The following is a 21,725-nucleotide window of genomic DNA, read 5'->3' as shown; positions in this document are numbered from 1 at the left end:
TATTGACCTTAAATATTTTTTAGTATATGATAGTAATATAAGGGAGTGCACACCATGACTAATTTAAATATTGATACAAAAAGTTCATTACAATCTCAGGCTTATAATTATGTAAAAGAACAGATTCTTACAAAAAAATTGGATAATAATGTCCTATACTCGGAAACAAAACTAGCGGCAGAATTAGGTATTTCAAGAACTCCTATTAGAGAGTCTCTTCAATGCCTTAGCCAAGATGGATATATTACAATTATTCCAAGCAAGGGATTTATGATAAGACAACTCAATGAAAAAGATATGTTAGAATCAATTCAAATAAGATGCGCAATAGAAGGATTTTGTACTCATGTAATTGCAAGTGAAATAGAAAGCAAAAAAGGCCAGCAATTAATAAAAACTTTAAATAAGTTGTTAGATCGTATGAAAAATACAAAAGATTCTAATGACTCTCATAAATCTTTTATGGATTATGACCACAATTTTCATCTTGCATTAATTAATTATGTAGACAATAGTGAATTTAGTAAAACATTTCAAAGGCTTATGTATTTAATCCAATTAACAACGTCAACAGCTCTCTCTCTTACTGGACGTATTGACAGTACTTTGGATGAGCATGAGCAATTTTTCCATTATCTTAAACAAGGCGATGGTGATACTGCATACAATATATTAGTAAAGCATCTAATGATGCCACTCAATATGCATATTATAAATTAGAAATATCTATTACAATAAAGAGGTCGGCTAATCATTATTTGATTAGCCGACCTCTTTCACCATTATATATGCCAATTGGCATCTTATAATTTAAATTTATTAACCGTTTCCTTAAGTCTTTCAACCAAGTCATCCAATTTATTGGCTGTTTCTCCTATTTGATACATACTAGCTGTCTGCTCTTCAGTGGATGCTGTAACCTGTTCTGTAGCAGCAGAATTTTCTTCTGATATAGCAGCAAAGCTATCTATAGCTTCAACTGTAACATCTGATTTCTTAGACATATCACTTGTAGATTGTGACATATTACGTACAGTAGAAGCTAGTTCACCGAAAACTTTTTCTATCTCATCGAAATTTTTACCAGCTTGAATTGCAACTTGAACACCACTCACTACCTCATTTGTACCTTTATCCATTGTCACAGCTATGGTTTCAACTTGCTTCTGAACTCCATTTATAAGTTCTACTATACGCTTTGAAGCCTCACCTGACTGCTCGGCAAGTTTTTTCACTTCATCTGCAACTACAGCAAACCCTTTTCCATGCTCTCCAGCTCTTGCAGCCTCTATTGCTGCGTTAAGCGCCAGCAAATTAGTCTGTTCAGCTATATCACTTATTACATCTACTATTTGCCCAATTTGTTTTGATTGTTCTAATAAATCATGTGTTTTTTCAACATTATAGCTATTAGTTTTAGCTATAGTTTCCATACTCTCTACTGCATCTTTGATACCTTGTGCACCAGAATTACTTACTTTCATAGATTTTTCTACAACATTTGTCATATACCTGCACTGCTCTAGAACCTCATTTATATCTTTTACTAACTCGCTTGTTATCGTTGTTACTTTACCCGCATTTTCAGCCTGCTTAATAGCTCCACTAGCTATTTCTTGCATAGTTTGAGAAACTTCCTCCGTTCCACGTGCAGATTCTTTTGTTGTTAATGACAAATTATTTGACAGTAAGCCAACTTCACTAGCTGACTCGCCTATTGATCTTATCATATCTTTCAAGCTAGCTACAGTGCCATTCAGGCTATTTGCCACTTGCCCAATTTCATCATTTTGATTCATAGTTAATTTATTACTAAGATTCCCTAAAGCAATTTGTTCAGAGAACTCAGATAATTTAGTTAAAGGTGATGTTATTCGTTTCGCAATTAACACAATTATAAAAGCAAGTATAACCCCAATTAATAACGTAATTAAAAGTAAAGTTATCATCATCCTTTGAGCAGGAGCAAAAAGTTCACTTTCATCTACTACACTAGCTACACTCCAACCAGCTAAAGGAACTTTATTATAAAATACTATGTATTTCCCATTATCGTTACTAAATCTGAATATACCCGATTTTTGTTGAAGCATATCCTTACCTAAGGCTTGCATGTTTGCATCCGCTATATCTGATATTTTCTTTTTCATCACTAATTCTTTGTCTGGATGTACAAGAATTGTTCCATCTTTTCCAATTAATAAACTATATCCTTTTTTCCCAAATTTAAAAGCTTTAACTTTATCCTGAATATAAGAAAGATTAACTCCTGATATAATTGTTCCTATAGTTTTGTCAGATGGATCTTTTATTGGAACCCCCACTACTACTAAAGTTTTACCAGTCCCTTTTGATACTACTGGATTTGATATAAGATATGGTGCACCACTCATTAAATCCTTATACCATGGTTTTTCAGACACATCACCATTTACAAGTTTTCCATTAGAATATTGCGCCCTAGATTTTCCATCATTATTAAATAATGTGGCCGCTGCGTTATCATATTCACCAGGATAATTTTTTTCTAAAAACTTAATTCTCTCTGAATTAAATTTATCAACAGCGCCTAAATTTGAATTAATTAATTTGGCTGTAGGTGTATTTGCAGAACTTCTTACTTCAAGAAGCTTTCCATTTAACCAAGAATTTATATTTTCTGACAGGCCGTTCGTTGTTTCTACCCTACTGCTAATAATTTCGCTTTCCATAGTTTTCTTAAACTGATAAAAGGCCGTGTAACTTAGAACTAACATTCCAATTATTACTGCTGGTAAAATGGTAAATAATAATTTCATTTTGAAAGACAATTTTTTAATCAAGTTTATCACTCCAATCAATATCATTTTTACTACTAATTGTTATATTGTTAATATCTAGATTTGTCGTATTTTAATCTTATATGTATTACTATAAATTCGTTCTCCTTCAACTAATATATCGTTTGATAAATTAATTACTTTATATCTTTGTTAAATTTAGGATATCTAAAGCCAACTTAATTAAAAATTATTAACTTTTTAAATAAAAATAAAGTTAACATCATTCATATGATGTCAACTTTATTTTTAACTTGCTCAATAATTTTTTTATAAAACTTGTGATATTGTCTTATCTGATTTTCTCTCAGTTAGTTTTTTAATTGAAACTCCACCAACATCTGATAGTATTCCTAAGACTGATCCCATTAATAAAGCTATTATTGTAGCCTTCCAATTTCCATTCATTCCAAAAGTTGAAGCACAGCCTACAAAAGTTCCAGGAATAAATGATAAAAATGGAATTTTAGCTTGCGCAATTATAAAAAATGAAATAATGGTAGTCATAACAGCTACTGGTTCTGGTATAGGAATCATATTTGAAAACTGAATAGCAATCATCGCCCAAATAATTCCAGATATATTACATATCACTGATTTCTTCCAGCCTTTTACAAATCTATTTCCAGCAGCATAATAACTAGTACATCCCATAAACCCAACCCAAGCCATAAGTCCAAGTTTAGTACTTAGTATGATCCAAACCCCTGATAGTAACCCAATACTTATAGCGCTAGAATTTAAAGCATCTATACACTTTCCCTTTCCACACACTACTTAGTAATAACTTCATGAATTAATGTTGGCTTAGTTGCATGATCACTAATAGAAATATTTTCATATATTTTTGCTTTTACATCTTCTACATTTTCACGGTTCGCATAGATAGTTATAATAGTTTCACCCTTTTCTACCTTGTCGCCAACTTTTTTACATAGCATAAGGCCTACTGCTAAATCAATTTTATCCTCTTTTGTTGCCCTACCTGCACCAAGTAACATTGCTGCAATACCAATCTCATCAGCTACCATATTAGATACAAAACCACTAGTTAAAGCAGGTACATCAATTTTATATTTAGCTTGTGGTAATTTATCTGGGTTATCTACAACTGATTCATCTCCACCTTGATTTTTAATGAATACTTTAAATTTGTCTATTGCTTTACCATTTTCTATTACTCCAAGAAGCATTTTTCTTGCTTCCTCTAATGTTTTTGCCTTTTTAGCAAGTACTACCATTTGACTTCCAAGTGTTAGGACAAGTTCTGTAAGATCTTCAGGCCCTTCTCCTTTTAATGTATCAATGGCTTCTTTTACCTCAAGTGCATTACCAATTGCAAATCCCAAAGGTTGTGACATATCAGAGATTATCGCCATGGTATTTCTTCCTACATTATTACCAATTTGAACCATTGCATGAGCCAAATTTTCTGCATCTTTGTCCGTTTTCATGAAAGCTCCTGCACCTGTTTTAACATCTAGAACTATTGCATTAGCTCCTGATGCAATTTTTTTGCTCATAATAGAACTAGCTATTAGTGGAATCGAGTTAACAGTTCCAGTAACGTCACGAAGTGCATATAATTTCTTATCTGCAGGAGTTAAGTTCCCTGTTTGACCAATGACGGCAACTTTGTCACGGTTAACTAATTCAATAAATTTATCATTTGTAATCTCTACATGGAAACCACTTATAGATTCTAATTTATCAATAGTTCCACCAGTGTGTCCAAGTCCTCGTCCAGACATTTTAGCAACAGGTATATCCAAAGCCGCAACTAATGGTGCGAGTACTAGCGTTGTTGTATCACCTACCCCACCTGTTGAGTGTTTATCTACTTTTATACCTTCGATTTTTGATAAATCAATAGTTTCGCCAGAATTAACCATAGCCATAGTCAAATCTGCTCTCTCACGATCATTCATGTCTTGAAAATAAATAGCCATTGCAAGGGAACTTGCTTGGTAATCAGGAATAGTTCCTTTAGTATAACCTTCTATAAAAAAATTGATTTCTTCAGTTGTTAATTCTTTACCATCACGTTTTTTTGAAATTACATCTACCATTCTCATTTTTATTACCACCCTTTTATTTTAATTTTTCTAAAAAGCTTTCGCCATATTTTGGAATCTTAACATTAAAATTATAAGCAACAGTTGCCCCTATATCAGCAAATGTTTTGCGTACTCCTAAATCTTTACCTTCCTTGAACCGTTTTGAATAAGCAAGTAGTGGGACATATTCCCTTGTATGATCTGTTCCTCGATAAGTTGGATCATTTCCATGATCTGCTGTAATTAATAATAAGTCATCCTCTTGTAATTTTTCGAAGACTTCAGGTAACCTTTTATCAAAAGCTTCTAATGCATCACCATAACCTGTTGGATCACGACGATGTCCATAAACTGCATCAAAATCCACTAGATTAAGGAAACTAATGCCATGAAATTCCTCATCTAATAATGTTATTAATTTATCCATACCATCCATGTTAGATGTAGTTCTAATTGCTTTTGTAACTCCTTCTCCAAGAAATATATCCGAAATTTTTCCAATTGCAATAGAATCTAGATTATCATCTTTCAAATAATTCATTACTGTTTTATCAAAAGGTTTTAACGCATAATCATGACGATTAGAAGTTCTCTTAAAAGTACATGCAGTTTTTCCAACAAATGGCCTAGCAATAATTCTTCCTAACTTATATGGATTATCTAGTGTTATCTCGCGACAATAATCACAAATTTTATATAATTCATCTAAGGGTATAATTTCTTCATTTGCAGCAATTTGTAGCACAGAATCTCCCGATGTATATACTATTAACTCTCCTGTTTTAAGCTGCCTTTCACCAAGTTCTTTTATGATTTCTGTTCCACTAGCAGGTCTATTTCCTATAATTTTTCTACCAGAAAAAGTCTCAATCCTTTCAATTAATTCCTTTGGAAAACCATCTAGAAAAACACGAAACGGTTTATCGATATATAATCCCATCATCTCCCAGTGACCTGTCATTGTATCTTTCCCACAAGAGGCTTCTTGCATTTTTGTATAATAAGCTTTTGGATGAATTGCTTTTTCTACGCCTTTTATTTCATAAATGTTTGATAATCCCAAGGCTTCCATATTGGGCATATTAAGTCCATTTTTCTTCTCAGCAATATGAGCTAATGTATTAACATTGAAATCATCAAAATCCTTTGAATCTGGTGATTCACCAATACCGACTGAATCCATCACTATAATATGAATCCTTTTAAATTTTTCCATTTTAACCCCTTCTTTCTTTTGTCTTATACAATTAAACCAACAACAGTTGCTGTTAATACACTAACTAACGTTGCACCAAATAATAGTTTTAGACCAAATCTAGCAACGACATTACCTTGTTTTTCATTAAGTCCTTTTACTGCCCCTGCAATAATTCCAATCGATGAAAAGTTTGCAAAAGAAACTAAGAATACAGAAACAATAGCTGTTGTTCTTGCGGTTAAATGTATACTTGCTAAACTAGTCATTGCAACAAATTCGTTTGATACTAATTTTGTTGCCATTATGCTTGCAGCAGGTACTGCTTCCTTAAAAGGTACCCCCATTAAAACAGCAAATGGTGAAAATACATATCCAAGTATATTTTGAAAAGAAATACCAAAAACACCTTTGAAGGCCATATTAATCATAGCAATTATGGCTACGAATCCAATAAGCATTGCTCCAACTATGATAGCTACTTTGAATCCATCCATAATATATTCACCAAGCATTTCAAAGAATGATTGCTTTTTTTCTTCTTTAACTACTAATATATCTTCCTCTGCTGTTACTGTATATGGATTTATAATTGAACATATGATAAATCCACCAAATAAGTTTAAAATAAGTGCTGTTACAACATATCTAGGTTTTAAAAGAACCATATAAGAACCAACTATTGACATAGACACTGTTGACATAGCTGACGCACAAAGGGTATAAAGACGATGCTCTGGTAATAGATCTAGTTCTTTTTTAACTGATATAAACACTTCTGATTGACCAAGAATAGCAGCAGCTACTCCATTATATGATTCGAGCTTACCCATACCATTAATTTTGCTTAAACCTAATCCGATATATTTAATTACAAACGGTAATACCTTCCAATACTGTAGAATTCCAATTAAAGCAGAAATAAATACTATTGGCAAAAGAACACCTATAAAAAATGTAAATTGGTTATCATTGACTAATCCACCAAATACAAAATTTACGCCTTCAGCAGCACATTTAAGCAATAAACTGAACCCACTTGCTACTCCACCTACTAAAAAATTACCAACACCAGTATTTAGCAATATAAACCCAAGTATAAATTGCAAAATAACCATTACAACAATAGGTCGGTATTTCACCTTTTTTTTATCAGTACTAGTAATCCATGCAAGGCCTAAAACAACAATTAAACCGATGATTCCAATAATATATTTCATTTTTATTCCCCCCTAAAATATTTGCATAGCTCATATAACGTTTACATCAAAAGTAAATTATTTTAGAAATTAACAATAAATAATATTATTGTTAATTTCCTTTTCATTTGTTATGAAATGATAGAAATACCTGAGCTTGTTCCAATACGATTTGCACCAGCATTAATCATTTGTATAGCCTCTTCTTTGGTATGAATACCACCTGAAGCTTTGACACCCATTTCTGCCCCTACTGTTTCACGCATTAATTTAACATCTTGAGCAGTTGCTCCACCTTTTGAAAATCCTGTTGACGTTTTTACAAAATCTGCTCCTGCTTTTTTAGCGATCTGGCAAGCTTTTATTTTTTCATCTTTTGTTAGAAGACAAGTTTCAATAATAACTTTTACAAGTGCTTTTCCTTTTGCAGCTTCAACAACAGCCTTAATATCACTTTCAACATATGTATAATTTTTATCCTTTAGTTCACCGATACTAATAACCATATCGACTTCTGTTGCTCCATTTTTAATAGCATCACTTGCTTCAAATGCTTTTGTTTCAGTTGTGTTTGCACCAAGTGGAAATCCTATAACAACACATACACTTACTCCACTATCTTTTAATCCTAGGCTTGCCTCTTTAGTCCATTTTGGATTTACACAAACGGATGCAAATTTGTTTGTTTTTGCCTCTTTTATTAATTGTAATATTTGTTCCTTAGTTGCATCTGGTTTAAGTTCTGTATGATCAATAATTGTAGCAATATTCATTGTAAATCTCCTTTTTTTCTTTATTATACTTTTATAATAAATCTTATTTGAACATTTGTAAAGACTAATTCGAAATTTTGTTCACTATATTTTTTAAGACACTTTATAATTAGATTTTAACTATTTTAAACTTCTATATTAAGGATAAAGTAGTTATAAAATCATATAACTAAATTTCGAAAATAAAAGCATATTTTGTATAATTGTTTTACTTTAAACAATTATACAAATATGCTTTTAAGTTTGATTATTCGTGTTAACCATCAACAGGATATTTTCTTACTTGCCTAAATCTTTCTTAGTAAAAGCTCCTGGTAATATTTCATCTAATGTTTTAACTAAATATTCAGTATCATTTTTACCTAAAATTATTTTAGTATCGTCTGTTGCAAATTCAGCTATTACTTGTCTACAAATACCACAAGGATAAGTATAGTCATTTTGTACTCCTACTATAGCAATTGCCTTAATAGTTTTATAACCTTCAGAAACGGCTTTAAATATAGCTGTTCTTTCAGCACAATTAGTAGCACCATATGATGCATTTTCAATATTACACCCTGTAAATATCTTTCCGTCATCAGTTAGTACAGCTGCACCAACTTTAAAATTAGAATAAGGAGCATATGCATTTTTTCTTGCCTGTAAAGCCTGTGAAACTAATTTTTCATATTCCATATTAATTATAACCCTCCTTTTTAAGCCTTATTATAATTTTATAATAAGGCTTTTTTGAAATTTTGTAAAGCTATACATGAAATTATGCTCAAATATTATTCTAAAAGTCTCTTTGCAGTATATTGATCTGTAATTAGTATATTGGCACTTTTAGCTTTTAATGCTCCTTTGATAGCTTTCAATTTCAGTTTGCCACCTGCAACTAAAATAGATTTCTCCTTTTGTTTAAGCTCATCTATGGATATTCCTATAGTACGATTGTTAATTTGTTCATCACATATTTCACCATTCTCATCAAAAAAGCGTGAACAAATATCTCCTACACTTTTTTCCATTAAAATCTTTTTCTCTTTTTCATTTAAATAACCTAGACGAAAAAGTAAAGCTCCATCACGAACAGTACCAACGGTAAAGATGGCTACATTGGCTTGAATACCCATTTCCATAGTACTTTTTATATGACGATCCTCTTCTACCATTTGTTTGACGATGGCATTATCAAAAATTACAGGCAGAGGTAAATATCTTGGAACTGTCTTAAAAGCTTCAGCAAAAAGAGCAATTGTTTCTGAGGAATATGTATTTACATCTGAATGACTAATTCCACCTTTTAGCTGAACTACTTCTACACCTTTAACACTTTGTGGCATAAGTCTTTTTGCGACCTCATACATTGTTGTTCCCCAACTTACCCCAATAATATCTCCATTCTTTATAGTTCCTTGTAAATATTCTGCTGCTTCTTTACTGATATATTCTCTGCTAGAAACATAATCATCCTTTGGTGAGAAAACAACATGAACATCATTTAATTCATATTTTTCTTTTAATTCATAGGCTAATTTTTCTAAATCATCAAATGGATCAATAATACTAATTTTTACATAACCCTTTTTTTTAGCATATTGAAGAAGTCTAGATATAGTCGGTCTTGATATTCCAAGTTGCAACGCAATCTGTTGTTGGCTATAATCTGACTGATAATATAGTCTTGCCACTTCAACACTTAATTGTTGCTTTTCACTATCCACAAATTTCACATCCTATTCTTATTTTGTACCTATTCATCACCATTTATCACAACTTCTATTTCCCCTGTTTCTGGATTCATAATAAGCCCATGTACTTTTATGTTTTCTGGAAGTAGAGGATGACTTTTTATCCTACTTACGCTTTCTTTTATAGAGGCTTCAACTGATTCAAAACCATGAAGCCAACGCTTAACATCAATTCCTGCATTGTATAATGTTAACAATGTTTCTTTTTTTATTCCCATATCCATCATTTTATTAACAACCTCTGTTGTATTTAAATTACTCATTCCACAACCGTGATGCCCTACTACAAAAATATCTTCAGCTTTAAATTCATATACTGCAACTAATATACTTCTCATTACACCACCAAACTGATGCATAACAGTTGCTCCTGCATCCTTTATTATTTTTGCATCACCATTTTTTATATTCATAGCCTTTGGTAATAATTCTGTTAATCTAGTATCCATGCAGGTTAATATCACCATTTTCTTTTTAGGTATCTTAGTTGTTATATATTTTTCATAATCTTTATTTTTTACAAAATTTTCATTATACTCAATTATTTTTTCTAATTTGCTCATTTAACCCACATCCTCATAATCTTATTTCTATTACTTTTTTATTTTAAAATAATAATGTTTTGATTTTAATTTCATCTAATTCTTCGAAATATTCAAATATTTATTCCTATTATAACAGATATATTATTATATACCTAGCTAGTCTTTCATCATACTAAAAGGCTTGATTCATACAAACGTATCCCTAACAATAGACGCCACAACTACACCTAGTATGCCCAAATTTTAGTCAATAACATCCATATCTTCTGTAAGTTTTATTATTTCATCAATTATATTTCCTATATACTCTATAGTATCTAATAGAGGTTTGTCAGTTGTTATATCTACTCCTGCCATTTTAGCAAGCTCTATGGGCGATTTAGTTCCTCCTGCTTTTAATACTTTTCTCCAATCATCTACAGCCGGCTTACCTTCTTTTAAAATTCTGTTACTTACCTGCGTAGCTATTGTAAGTCCAGCACTATATGTATATGGATAAAGTCCCATATAATAATGTGGCTGCCTCATCCATGTAAGTTCTGCACCATCAACAATTTTCACAGAATCTCCCCAGAATTTTTTAAGAACCCCTTTTTTTATTTCATTAAGATTTTCGGCCTGCACACTTCCGCCAGCATCTATTATTTTATAAACTTCTCTTTGATACGCTGCCTCTAATAAATGTGTTACAAAGTTATGGTAGTAAGTACGGCTTATCATAGAAGATAAAACCCATCTCTTAAATCTAGGCTCATCATTTGTTTTCATAAGATAATTTGACATAAGCATCTCATTCATAGTAGATGGTGCTTCTATAAAATATAATGATGGCTGAGCATTAAAAATATTTTGATTTTTGTTAATTAGCGTAAAATGACCTGCATGACCTAATTCATGAGCAAGTACAAATACTTCTTTCATTTTCTCAGTCCAAGATAATAAAATTAGAGGATGACTCCCATAAGGAGTAGCACAAAAGCCACCTGTTGATTTCCCTTTATTTTGAACAAAGTCGATCCATTTTTCGTCATAAGCTTTTTTTACCATCTCTACATAATCTTCACCTAAAACCGATAATGCTCCCTCAACATATTTTTTTGATTCCTCCACAGATATTGTTGGCTCATAGGTTGGATCTACTTCAAGCTTTAAATCTGCAAATGTCATTTCATTAATATTATGAATTTTTTGGAGCAATTTTGCATATTTTCTCATATGCGGTGCTAACTTTTCCATGATTATATCTATTTGTCTATCATATAATTCTCTCTCTACCTGTTGAGGAAATAATAAACTATCTATAACAGAATCAAATCCTCTAAGAGTTGCTATTGTTTTTTCTTTTTGAACATGAGTCTGATAAAGGGCTGCTACTGTATTTTTATATTCCCCGAGTTTTAAGGAAAATGCTTTAAAAGCTGCTCTTCTAATTTTAGTATCAGTCTCATATTCCCATTCATCCTCGAAAAGTACATAACTAAGAGGATATTCGATGCCATCTACAATAAAATTTTCAAAATCCATATCACTTAATTTACTTGTCTCATATGTAGAATATGAAGAATCTAGTGTTCCTGACAAAGCAGCTAATACCTTTTCAACTTCTGGGTGTAACGAGTGTTTTTTAAACCTTTTTATATCACTTAAATAATGGCTGTTTTCTTTTGATCCTTCAATTGCTTCCTCTATTATTTTATCATTTAGCTCATTAATTTCACTTTCTACAAAGCTTAGTCTACTCTCTAAATCAGCTAATACATTAATAGATTTCATATATCTAGCTTGATTTTCTACATTAGATTGATCAGTAGAAACTTGAAGACTTGCATAATTCTCTACAAGATCTTCACTTTCCATTATAAGTTTCATTTTATCCAAACACTCATTTATAATACTAGCGTTGTTTAGTTTTTGTTTATAGTTTTTTTCTATTTCTAGCGTAAGTTCTTCTAACCCTCGCAACGCTAAATCATATTGCTTCTCCGCTAAGTATAGTGAAGATAAATCCCAAGTAAGTGACTTATCTACATCCTTTCTTTCTTTTAATGCTGTTTTCATTTTAAATCCTCCTTATTTAGTAAACTTTAACATTGTTTAGTAATACATTAAAATAATAACACATTTATTAAACTAATGATTATATCATAGGTCTATAATCCATTAATTATTCCTCACATTAAAAAGCGACCCTACTAAGTCGCTTATCCCCTTATATTTACTATTTTTTTACAGTGTTGTTTTTTATTTGACCATTGTCATATTCCTTTTCATCATAAATAATATCTTTTATAAGATCAAGCAATTCTCCCTTTTCTAACCCTTCAATATTATTTATTGATTTAATGTCTTTTATCAATTTTTTTCTTAAGTTTTCATCAGCTTTATAAGTTTTATAAGCTTTATCGACTCCATAAGTTTTTTCAATTTTATAAGTTTTGTTAATTTTATCATCTTTTTCGTTTATATAGAATTCTTCCCCACTTGCAACTATTCTAGAACTGTAACCCTTAGAATCCAATAACTGTTTAAAGTTCTCCTGTGCTTTCTCATCTCCATGAACAAGCAGGATTTCTTTTGGTTTTTCCATAAAACTTTCTATCCAATTTAATAATCCGTTTCTATCAGCGTGTCCTGATAACCCCTCTAGGTTATAAATATGAGCTTTAACAGCAATGGGTTCTCCAAATATTTTAACTGTTTTTGCTCCTCCTACTATATTTCGTCCCAAGGTTCCTTCTGCCTGATATCCTACAAAAACAATTGATGATTCTTCTCTCCACAAATTGTATTTAAGATGATGTTTTATTCTACCTGCATCACACATTCCACTTGCAGAAATAACTATTGCATTGCTTTGAATTTTGTTTATTTCCATTGAATCGTTTGCAGAAACTGAGAATCTTAAACCATCAAATCTAAAAGGATACTCACCCTTCATTACAAGTTCTTTAGCCTCATTATCATAATTCTCATTATGACTTTCAAATATTTTTGTTGCCTGAATAGCTAAAGGACTATCAATATAAACCTTAATATCCTTCAATTCTTCATTTTCTACATATTTATTTAATTCATATAAAATTTCCTGAGTCCTACCCACTGCAAATGAAGGTATAATAACATTTCCCCCTCTTGCAAAGGTCTCCTTAATTATTCTTAATAACTCCTTTAAATCTTCCTGAATCTCAGGATGAACCCTATTGCCATATGTGGTTTCTATTATCAAGTAATCGGTGTAATTAATGATAGTTGGATCTTTCAAAATTGGCTTATTTATATTTCCCAAATCACCACTGTACACAAGTTTTACCTCTTCTTGATTTTTTTCTGTCATATATAATTCAATAATGGCAGAACCCAAAAGATGCCCTGCATCCCTAAATCTTATTTTTAACCCATCAAAAACTGCTATCATCTCATCATATGGAACTGATCTAAAAAGATTAAGAGAAAGTTCAGCCAGTTTAACTGTATAAAGTGGTTCTAGAGTTTTTAATCCCTGACGTTTTCTTTTTTTATTTTTCCACTCAACCTCAGATTCATGAATGTGCCCACTGTCAGGAAGCATAATACTGCATAAATCCATTGTTGCCTGCGTTGATAAAATCTCTCCTTTAAATCCCATCTTATAAAGTAAAGGTATTCTTCCACTATGATCTATATGGGCATGTGATAAAATCACATAATCTACCTCTTTAGGATTAAACCCAAATTCCTCATTTGCAAATACCTTTTCACCTTTGCCCTGATATAAACCACAATCAAGCAAAACAGTCTTTCCGTTTATGTGTAAAATATGACATGAACCTGTAACAGTTTTTGCTGCTCCATAGAATTGAATTTTCATAATAATCCCCCTCTTCATCATGTGAATAGTTGCCTCATGCACTGTTAAACTTCTTAGATTTATTTTCCATTGGATGCGATACCCCAGCATTATGCTGAATTCGGTCTAAAACTTTCAAAATATTCAGATATTTGCTTCTATTATAACAGATATATAATAGTATTCCTAGCTTGTATTTGATTAATTTTACATAACTACATTCGAAAGGCTTGCAGTAAATTTATATTTTCTCTGTTCACCTATTAATCGAACGAAGGTGTTTGATTATAACATTTTTAAAGATTGATTTACCGCCAATAGAAAAAAGCGTTATTCCTTTATCATCTAAATTAGGAAACACTTCACTTGAGTAAGTAACCTTACCATCATCAATAAATACTTCTATACTTGTTTTATCAACGAGAATCTTTAAATGAACTTTCTTCTTGCTTGTATCAAATGGCGCTGTGCTTTGAATATATTTCCCACTTTTATCGGGTTGACTTGTAAAAGCTCTATTGACATAAGAATATTGACCTTCATTAAAAACACCTACATCAATATGACACTTCTTATCCGCTGATTCTCGAAGTTTAAACCCTACATTCTTTGCATTCGACCAACTTATATCTGCATCAAGTTGGTATGCTTCGCCTTGAACCTTCAGTGTTTTTGATCCACTCACTTGAATTTGATTAAAATGGTCTGTGGATGTTATCAGACTATCCAAGGTTTCAACCGGCTGTGAGATCAGACTATACGTATCATCAACTTGTTTCTTTAAGCTTATTTGGCGCACAATCGAATCCGTTCCATTAAATCCCTCCTTCATTGTTGGGGTATTGTTTTGATAATCCCAATTATTCATCCAAGCTAAAGCATAACGTTTTGTGAATTTATCACTGCTACTGCCATCCTCAAATGTCACGCCTGCATACCAGTCAAAGCCATAATCAAGCCAATGTGGTTCACTTTTATCAGTAACAAATTCTTTTCCATTATAATTGCCGATCCAATACGCATAAGTATTGGGTTTTCCTGTAGATTTACCATTGGCACTTGCTCCTAAAACCCACTTGTACGTCCCGTCATTTGCCCGCATCTTAAAGAGATCTGGACATTCTACAATGCCTATATTTTGTGTTAAAAATCCACCTGTATAGTGCCAATTTTTTAAATTATCAGACTCATAAAAGCCAATCTTTGTCCCTTCTGCCAAAAGCATTACCCATTTGTCAGTCTGAGGGTTCCAAATGACCTTCGGATCTCTAAAATCTTTTGAACCTAAATTTGGTATAATGGGTTGGTCACTATAAGATTTAAATGTTTTTCCTTTGTCCGTACTATACCAAAGAAATTGTTCCTGGTGACCACCATTTGTGGATGGCTGTGTTACTATTGCCACAATGGCTTTCATTCCAAAACCTGCCGTGTTTTTGCTGTCAATGATAACCGACCCCGACCATATATCTCCATTTTTATTTGTATATTTAGGAATGGATACACCCTCATCTTTCCAATGTACTAAGTCCTCTGATGTCGCCTGTCGCCACTCGGTACCATTGCCATTTGGATAGTCACTATTATAAAGATAATAATAATGATACTTTCCGCCAAAAAATATAGGTTTTTGCGGATCATTCATCCATTTGTCAATCGTTGTGAAATGATACGTTGACCGATATGTTGGCTTTGGATGATGGTAAATTAAGAATATAATTAATAACATCCCTATAGATATTATTAAAATTACTAGTAATTTATATACTTTTCTATCAATTTTTATTTTTCGCAAATAAACACCTCCACTTTGCTGATTCACATTCTGACTACCGTTGTAATCTTTTAAATGATTTTAATACATAAGAACGTAAATATTATATGTAAAAAAAGTGCCGATATTCAATCGGCACTTTTAAAATTTATTTATGTTTTTTCAATTCAAGGCTTTAATTTTATTTTTTTTGTTCTTGGGTATCAATCGTCATTTGTCCTTGTGGAAGAATGCTATTTGGTACAACAGATGTCTTTGATCCTTTAATATTCAGTAAGAAGCTTGGCGCAAAGGTAGCATGTTGATCTGCAAACATACCTCTATTTGTTATATAACTTGTTAGTACCACTTTATTACCTTTAGGTTGTGGCACAGCAAAGTGAGAATAAGAAAATGTGAGGTCAGAAGGATCACGATCCATATTTAATACAAGTCCACTTCCATTTAAAGGTTTGTATGATCCTGTTAATGAATTTGAGGTATATCCTAACATATATACATCTTTTGCACCTATTCCATCAATAGTCATTTTACTTCCTCTTGAGTCTGTGAATAAATACCATTTACCATTCATTTTAAATACGTTGGCACGTTCAATTTCATCTGTTATTGTATTAGATGTAATCAATGGTTTCATTACTTTTTTCAAAGTATAGTCATCGTTTAATTCAATAATACCTAGTGCACCATTCGCTAATGATGCAATTTGTTTTTTAGAACTTAGTAACAGTTTATTTTTTTCTGCTTGGAAGAAAGTTTTACTTCCACCATAATAAGCTTTATTGAATAGAGATTCATCACCTTGATAACCATCTTTTGTTCCTGTATTAGCTTCAAAGACAAGATATTTATGACCTTTGTCTTCAACATAATGAGGATCTCTTAATGTATGATTATCATTCTGTGATATACCTTGCATAACATTTTGATAGATTGTACCGTCTCCACCATCAAAAATAGATTTTAAATCTTCTACGCCATCAATCTTAATCGTATTAACATCCGGCCTAGATAAATTGACTTGAGCCGTTGTTAATGTTTGTTTACCATAATGTTCAGAATCTGGTGCCCAGCTATCTCGATCTGTATAAAACAAGCGAACTTTTCCATCAGATGTTAATGTTGCAGAACCTGACCACTCTTCTGCTTGATTTTTTAGGAAAGGATCGTTTAGAACGAATTTATCACTATCCTTAAATACTCTACCAGCACTTTTCCAGCTATCAATGGATGTGTCACCTATCTTTTGATAAAACAAGTGAATAAACGTGTCGCTTCCATCTTTAGGATCTCCAGCCAAAGCAAAAAGTACGTGGTATCCATGATAATTTGCTACTGTTCCATCCGCATTTTGAAGCGGCCAGCTATCCCATACATCTAAATCTATTAAATTACCATTCTTATCGTACCCTTTTGCCGAAGGAACATTTTTTATTGTAGATGCATCAAATTGAGGCACCTTAAATTGTGCACTACTTTGTTGCTTTGGTATTTTCAGCATGTCAGTACGAGTCATATGGGAAACGTCATAAGTTTCCTTGTAATCCCCGCTAACATTTTTTGCAAACGTCAGAGAGCCACCTCCTATCAAACAACTAATTAAAGAAATGCTAAAAATAATTTTTCCTATTTTTGACTTTTTCATCGTTCAAACCCCCTTATGTCCTTTTTTTCTTTCATTTTTCCTATATTATAACATTATATGACAAGTTCTGCTTAAGATTATCATACATAATAAACACTAGTCAACTAACACAAGTCACATTAGTTACCTTTACATAAACAAAAAATTAACTATATCTACTAATTTCTCATAATTACGCAATTATTCCTAATTACTTCTTTTACGAACTCCTCATTGCCTTGTGATACCATTTCTAAAGCATTAGCTTTTTCTTGAATATTTTTTTAGATGGTTTTTTAGGTAACCGGATTTTCTTCATAATTTATACACTTTGTACCATAGTAGCTATCATTTATATGTTTATTGTGCTGCTCAATACTTCACCTGGGCGAGTGACTTAACCAGTATTATAGGTTATCTATTTACAATTGCAGTTGGAACTATTTTAACTTTAGTAACAGAGATACTTAGTTACTTTCTTAAAACAATATTAATTACAACAAAAAAGGTATGGTAAATTATTAATTTACCATACCTTTTTTGTTGTAATTATTACTGTAAATAACTCTACTATTTATAAGTTTTCGCTTTTACTTATTTTGATGCACCAAATACAGCACCCATTGTTTTGTATTGACTTGAATTTGCCATCATTAGTAATCCTTGAGTATTAACTGTTTCATCTGCATTTCTCCATAACTTATGAACATTTGCACCTAGTGCTGGAGATGTTATACTTACAAAATCTGCTGCGCTAACACCTGCTGAGTTTAGTGTCCCTCTAGTTGCCAAATTACTTGAGTATACATTTTGTTTATCTTTTATCAAAAAATATTTGCCACCATTTTGAAAACTACAGTTTGTTGCAACACCAATATATTTATCACTTGAAATTTTTGTGTTGCTAAAAGAAATTAAATTCTCAAAAATATTATGTGAAGCAGATGTCCTAGCAAAGTCAAAGTTTGACTTTTTACCATCAGCTTGACTGTTATTAAATGATGTACAATTTTTTACTGTGATTGTTCCAGGGTTAGAATTATCTGTAAAACCATGGTTCTTATTTTCAAATGAAATACAGTTGATAACTGAGTGATCACCTGCAATACCTGAACCACCTAATTTAAATCCATTACCATCACTGTTTTTTGTGTATTTACCTGCCGTTGTTTGTCCATTTCTAAAAGCAATACAATTTTTAATTGTTACTGCACCTATTGGACCTGTTTCTGATTTAGAAAATAAATCCCAACCATCGTCTACGTTATTGTATGAAATACAACCATCGAATACATTCCCTTCACCACATGTTAGTTTTGCTCCAAAGCCATCAGCATTTTCTCCAGTTTTAGGATCTGAATTATTAAATGATGTAGAATTAATGATTTGATTATTAGTAGGCCATAAATCCATAGTTGCAAGGTTAGAACTACGGCGGCTAATTTGTAGTCCTGAATCCCTATTGGCTTCTAATACACAGTATTCTACAATATTATTGTTACCACATAGGAATATACCATTATCAGCTGCCCCAGTTACTCTTATGCCGTATACGTGCCAGTAATTCCCTTCCATTTGAAGACCCCTAGCGTTTAAACTTGTATCTATCATATTATATGGTTGTGATGAAAAATCTAATGTTACATTTGCACCTTGGCAAGGTTTTATTGTCTTATATGCGTTAGCCGTTCCATTGTTTCCTACCGGTATTGTTAATTGCTTGCTATAAGAATAAGTACCATTCATCAATAAAATGGTTCCTCCTGCTTTAACTGTTGCGATTGCAGTTTCAAGTGACATTGGACTTTCTTGTGTTCCAGTCCCTGTTGTTGTCCCTGAAGGTGAAGTGTAAATTGCATTTGCAATGTTAGCATCAGTTTTTAAAACTAAACCACTTGTTGTAACTTTATCACCAGAACTTAAAATTGTAGTTGCATTAACTGAAGCTGCTGTTTCACTTACTGAATTTCCTCCAACAGATACTAAATCACTCTTATAACTCTTAATTTTAGTCATTAATTCAGTATTTACTTCAGATTTTACATCATCAGCATCTGTGAAATTCCACTTAAAATCTCCACCATCTACTCTTCCTGCATAGGTAGTAACGTTACTTTCTACATTTTCTCGTGCATCTGGTACATATTTATACATTAATGAACTTGTATCGAAATTATTATACATATTTCCTCCACTTACAGACTTATATGTGCTTGGAACTTGTTCATTTCTTGCTGATGCTAAATATGCATCAAATTGAGTTGCATTATCCTTAGAATAAACAACCGTTGTAGCTCCTTCTACTTTATTATTATATGCCTTAATCATACCTCCCGCTTCACCTGAGAAGGTCCCTACACTTCCACCAGAAATATCAGAACCTTGTAGCGATGATAACATTGGGTATTTACAATTTCTGAAATAGTTATCTTCTACAAAAGCTGACGCACCTTTTGTAACCCCAACCCCATATTTTGAATTTCCATCAAAATAGTTATTGTAAATGTGAATTGTCCCAACTCTAATACGTGGTTGTCTTGAATCTGAATGATCGAACCAATTATGATGATAAGTTACATAGAAATTTTCCGTGTCACTCATACCACAAAGTGAACATTTACCAGAATCATAAAAATGATTGTATGCAACTGTAACATAAGTTGATTTTTTTACATCACAAGAGCCATCTCCCTTTACTTGATCAGCATCGCTTCCAGCTGCCCCATAAAAAATATCATTATTATGGACCCAGATGTTTTCATTTCCTGTGTCAAGTGAAATTCCATCATCCGGAAATAACATGACACCCATATTTCTAAGTTCTACATTGTGAGAGTCTCTAATAAGAACTCCCCATCCATAAGCAGTAGCATCTTCCCCTACTCCCTCGAATGTAACATTATAACACCCTTTTAATTGTAAATATCCAGTACTGTTAAGACCAGTAATATCAGCAGCTTTGATTTCACCTACCATACGAATAATAAGTGGTCGTTTATCATAACCCTTTTGACGTTTTGCTAAAATATCAGTAATGCCTGTACACAGTGTTTCAGTTCCCTTAATATTTGTTATAACATTTGCTGTTACTTTATTTACATTACTTGCTGTAATATACACGATTTGAGCATTACTTGCTACTGTACCATCATCTTTATATCCACCTGAGCCTGTACCCATCGGTGATCCAGAAGCAAAAGCAAACCCTTCTCTTGTATTTGCTTTTACTTTAATAGTTTTTGTAATTACTTGTTCTAAGCTAGCTTCTTTATTATTTATAGTAGGCACTATTTTCATCACATAATTGCCTTGTGAAAGACCTAAGACATCGGCTCTAAAATATGATGAATATTTTCTAATTAATTGATTATCTAATTGTTTATATTCAGAATCTGTTGCACTTGCTAATTTGCAATAAACATTGTACCCAGTTGCACCTTTAGCCTCAGCCCATTCAACATTTGCTGACTCCAACCACCCATTACTTTCTAATATTGATACTGTATTTCCCACACTTTGTGTGTTTTCTAATGATACAGAATTTAAATTATAGGTTGAAGCACTGGCACTTAAACATGTTGTCATAACCACTGATGATGCTAATACAGCTAACATTATTTGTTTTGAAATTTTTTTAACTTGATCACTTGTTAATGGTTTTTTTACCATTTGATTACCCCCTCTTATTATTTTGTTCACGTTAACTTGAAAGCGTTTACTTTGTTTGATTTAAAAATATACATTTGATCACAATGTATATTCATATTCAATATATTACACATTAAGTAAATAATTGTCAATCTTTAAATTCTACATCTTCCTACTTTTACGTAATTAAAATATTATTAGTTTTTTTACTGTTTTCCCCCCTTAAATTTAACTTCCCTAACGTATTTATAAATAAGAATAAATTTCTGTTTTAGTGCAATCATTGTTAATCTATTAGTTGATAAAAAGTTATTATAAGTTATGAAGGGAATGATGTTAATGAGTAATATCATGCTTACTATAGAAAACTTAAGAGAAGAATTAGAAAACCTTATCGTATTAAAAGGCTTAAGTCATACATCTGTATTAAAATTAAGCCAAATATTAGATAATTATATATTAGAATATTATGCAAATGAATATTAAAAATAATCAATGTAACAGCCCTCTTCCACAATTAAAACTGTAT

The 21,725-nt window shown here is 31.9% G+C and carries 16 protein-coding genes; 2 read left to right on the top strand and 14 right to left on the bottom strand.

Annotated features, from left to right (window positions below):
• The first annotated feature begins 54 nt into the window (after positions 1-54).
• Entirely contained in the window at positions 55-720 is a 666-nt protein-coding gene (locus KPL54_RS07980; protein WP_253203390.1) for a GntR family transcriptional regulator, read from the top strand.
• Positions 721-803: 83 nt separating this feature from the next.
• On the opposite strand, the gene KPL54_RS07975 is transcribed toward KPL54_RS07980, so the two are convergent.
• The 14 genes from KPL54_RS07975 to KPL54_RS07910 all read right to left on the bottom strand — a co-directional run bounded on the left by KPL54_RS07975 (position 804) and on the right by KPL54_RS07910 (position 21,217).
• A complete protein-coding gene (locus tag KPL54_RS07975) occupies positions 804-2,819 on the bottom strand; it encodes a methyl-accepting chemotaxis protein (RefSeq protein WP_216106197.1) in 2,016 nt (671 codons plus the stop codon).
• 270 nt (positions 2,820-3,089) lie between these two features.
• Positions 3,090-3,593, bottom strand: a complete 504-nt coding sequence (locus tag KPL54_RS07970) for a DUF1097 domain-containing protein (RefSeq protein ID WP_268037955.1) — start codon at positions 3,591-3,593, stop codon at positions 3,090-3,092.
• Positions 3,593-4,894 (bottom strand): pyrimidine-nucleoside phosphorylase, encoded by a 1,302-nt coding sequence (locus KPL54_RS07965; RefSeq protein ID WP_216106067.1) that lies wholly within the window; start codon positions 4,892-4,894, stop codon positions 3,593-3,595. Before KPL54_RS07965 ends, KPL54_RS07970 begins: the two co-directional genes overlap by 1 nt.
• 16 nt (positions 4,895-4,910) lie before the next feature.
• Positions 4,911-6,092 carry a phosphopentomutase gene (deoB, locus tag KPL54_RS07960; protein WP_216106066.1) on the bottom strand — a complete coding sequence of 394 codons (1,182 nt, stop codon included), beginning with the start codon at positions 6,090-6,092 and terminating at the stop codon, positions 4,911-4,913.
• A 23-nt stretch (positions 6,093-6,115) separates the two neighbouring features.
• Complete coding sequence (locus tag KPL54_RS07955) at positions 6,116-7,291, bottom strand: NupC/NupG family nucleoside CNT transporter (protein WP_216106065.1); 1,176 nt, start codon at positions 7,289-7,291, stop codon at positions 6,116-6,118.
• A gap of 110 nt (positions 7,292-7,401) precedes the next feature.
• Positions 7,402-8,043 (bottom strand): deoxyribose-phosphate aldolase, encoded by a 642-nt coding sequence (deoC, locus tag KPL54_RS07950; RefSeq protein WP_216106064.1) that lies wholly within the window; start codon positions 8,041-8,043, stop codon positions 7,402-7,404.
• 279 nt (positions 8,044-8,322) lie between these two features.
• Positions 8,323-8,721, bottom strand: coding sequence for a cytidine deaminase (locus KPL54_RS07945; protein WP_216106063.1), 399 nt, complete (start codon positions 8,719-8,721; stop codon positions 8,323-8,325).
• 95 nt (positions 8,722-8,816) lie between these two features.
• Positions 8,817-9,752, bottom strand: coding sequence for a sugar-binding transcriptional regulator (locus KPL54_RS07940; RefSeq protein ID WP_216106062.1), 936 nt, complete (start codon positions 9,750-9,752; stop codon positions 8,817-8,819).
• Positions 9,753-9,781: 29 nt separating this feature from the next.
• On the bottom strand, positions 9,782-10,342 hold the full coding sequence (locus KPL54_RS07935; RefSeq protein ID WP_216106061.1) for a beta-class carbonic anhydrase: 561 nt from the start codon (positions 10,340-10,342) through the stop codon (positions 9,782-9,784).
• A gap of 225 nt (positions 10,343-10,567) precedes the next feature.
• Positions 10,568-12,382 carry an oligoendopeptidase F gene (pepF, locus tag KPL54_RS07930; RefSeq protein ID WP_216106060.1) on the bottom strand — a complete coding sequence of 605 codons (1,815 nt, stop codon included), beginning with the start codon at positions 12,380-12,382 and terminating at the stop codon, positions 10,568-10,570.
• 160 nt (positions 12,383-12,542) lie between these two features.
• The gene (locus KPL54_RS07925) at positions 12,543-14,171 is read right to left on the bottom strand and encodes an MBL fold metallo-hydrolase RNA specificity domain-containing protein (protein WP_216106059.1); all 1,629 of its coding nucleotides are present in this window, start codon (positions 14,169-14,171) and stop codon (positions 12,543-12,545) included.
• A gap of 235 nt (positions 14,172-14,406) precedes the next feature.
• Positions 14,407-15,945 carry a glycoside hydrolase family 32 protein gene (locus KPL54_RS07920; RefSeq protein ID WP_290444334.1) on the bottom strand — a complete coding sequence of 513 codons (1,539 nt, stop codon included), beginning with the start codon at positions 15,943-15,945 and terminating at the stop codon, positions 14,407-14,409.
• 160 nt (positions 15,946-16,105) lie between these two features.
• Complete coding sequence (locus KPL54_RS07915) at positions 16,106-17,569, bottom strand: glycoside hydrolase family 68 protein (protein ID WP_216106058.1); 1,464 nt, start codon at positions 17,567-17,569, stop codon at positions 16,106-16,108.
• A 573-nt stretch (positions 17,570-18,142) separates the two neighbouring features.
• Complete coding sequence (locus tag KPL54_RS07910) at positions 18,143-21,217, bottom strand: pectate lyase family protein (protein ID WP_216106057.1); 3,075 nt, start codon at positions 21,215-21,217, stop codon at positions 18,143-18,145.
• A 318-nt stretch (positions 21,218-21,535) separates the two neighbouring features.
• On the opposite strand from KPL54_RS07910, the gene KPL54_RS07905 reads away from it, so the two are divergent.
• Positions 21,536-21,682, top strand: a complete 147-nt coding sequence (locus KPL54_RS07905) for an aspartyl-phosphate phosphatase Spo0E family protein (protein ID WP_216106056.1) — start codon at positions 21,536-21,538, stop codon at positions 21,680-21,682.
• Positions 21,683-21,725 lie beyond the last annotated feature (43 nt).

Origin of the sequence: Clostridium estertheticum (genome assembly GCF_018861295.1) — a bacterium.
In the GTDB taxonomy this organism is placed as follows: domain Bacteria; phylum Bacillota; class Clostridia; order Clostridiales; family Clostridiaceae; genus Clostridium_AD; species Clostridium_AD estertheticum_D.
This window is presented reverse-complemented; position numbering and strand designations above follow the sequence as displayed.

Bases quoted from the DNA above. Each gene is read 5' to 3' on its own strand.
- KPL54_RS07935 (WP_216106061.1), bottom strand. From the start codon at position 10,342: ATGAGCAAATTAGAAAAAATAATTGAGTATAATGAAAATTTTGTAAAA.
- KPL54_RS07910 (WP_216106057.1), bottom strand. From the start codon at position 21,217: ATGGTAAAAAAACCATTAACAAGTGATCAAGTTAAAAAAATTTCAAAA.
- pepF (WP_216106060.1), bottom strand. From the start codon at position 12,382: ATGAAAACAGCATTAAAAGAAAGAAAGGATGTAGATAAGTCACTTACT.
- KPL54_RS07965 (WP_216106067.1), bottom strand. From the start codon at position 4,894: ATGAGAATGGTAGATGTAATTTCAAAAAAACGTGATGGTAAAGAATTA.
- KPL54_RS07945 (WP_216106063.1), bottom strand. From the start codon at position 8,721: ATGGAATATGAAAAATTAGTTTCACAGGCTTTACAGGCAAGAAAAAAT.
- deoB (WP_216106066.1), bottom strand. From the start codon at position 6,092: ATGGAAAAATTTAAAAGGATTCATATTATAGTGATGGATTCAGTCGGT.
- deoC (WP_216106064.1), bottom strand. From the start codon at position 8,043: ATGAATATTGCTACAATTATTGATCATACAGAACTTAAACCAGATGCA.
- KPL54_RS07955 (WP_216106065.1), bottom strand. From the start codon at position 7,291: ATGAAATATATTATTGGAATCATCGGTTTAATTGTTGTTTTAGGCCTT.
- KPL54_RS07980 (WP_253203390.1), top strand. From the start codon at position 55: ATGACTAATTTAAATATTGATACAAAAAGTTCATTACAATCTCAGGCT.
- KPL54_RS07905 (WP_216106056.1), top strand. From the start codon at position 21,536: ATGAGTAATATCATGCTTACTATAGAAAACTTAAGAGAAGAATTAGAA.
- KPL54_RS07925 (WP_216106059.1), bottom strand. From the start codon at position 14,171: ATGAAAATTCAATTCTATGGAGCAGCAAAAACTGTTACAGGTTCATGT.
- KPL54_RS07915 (WP_216106058.1), bottom strand. From the start codon at position 17,569: ATGAAAAAGTCAAAAATAGGAAAAATTATTTTTAGCATTTCTTTAATT.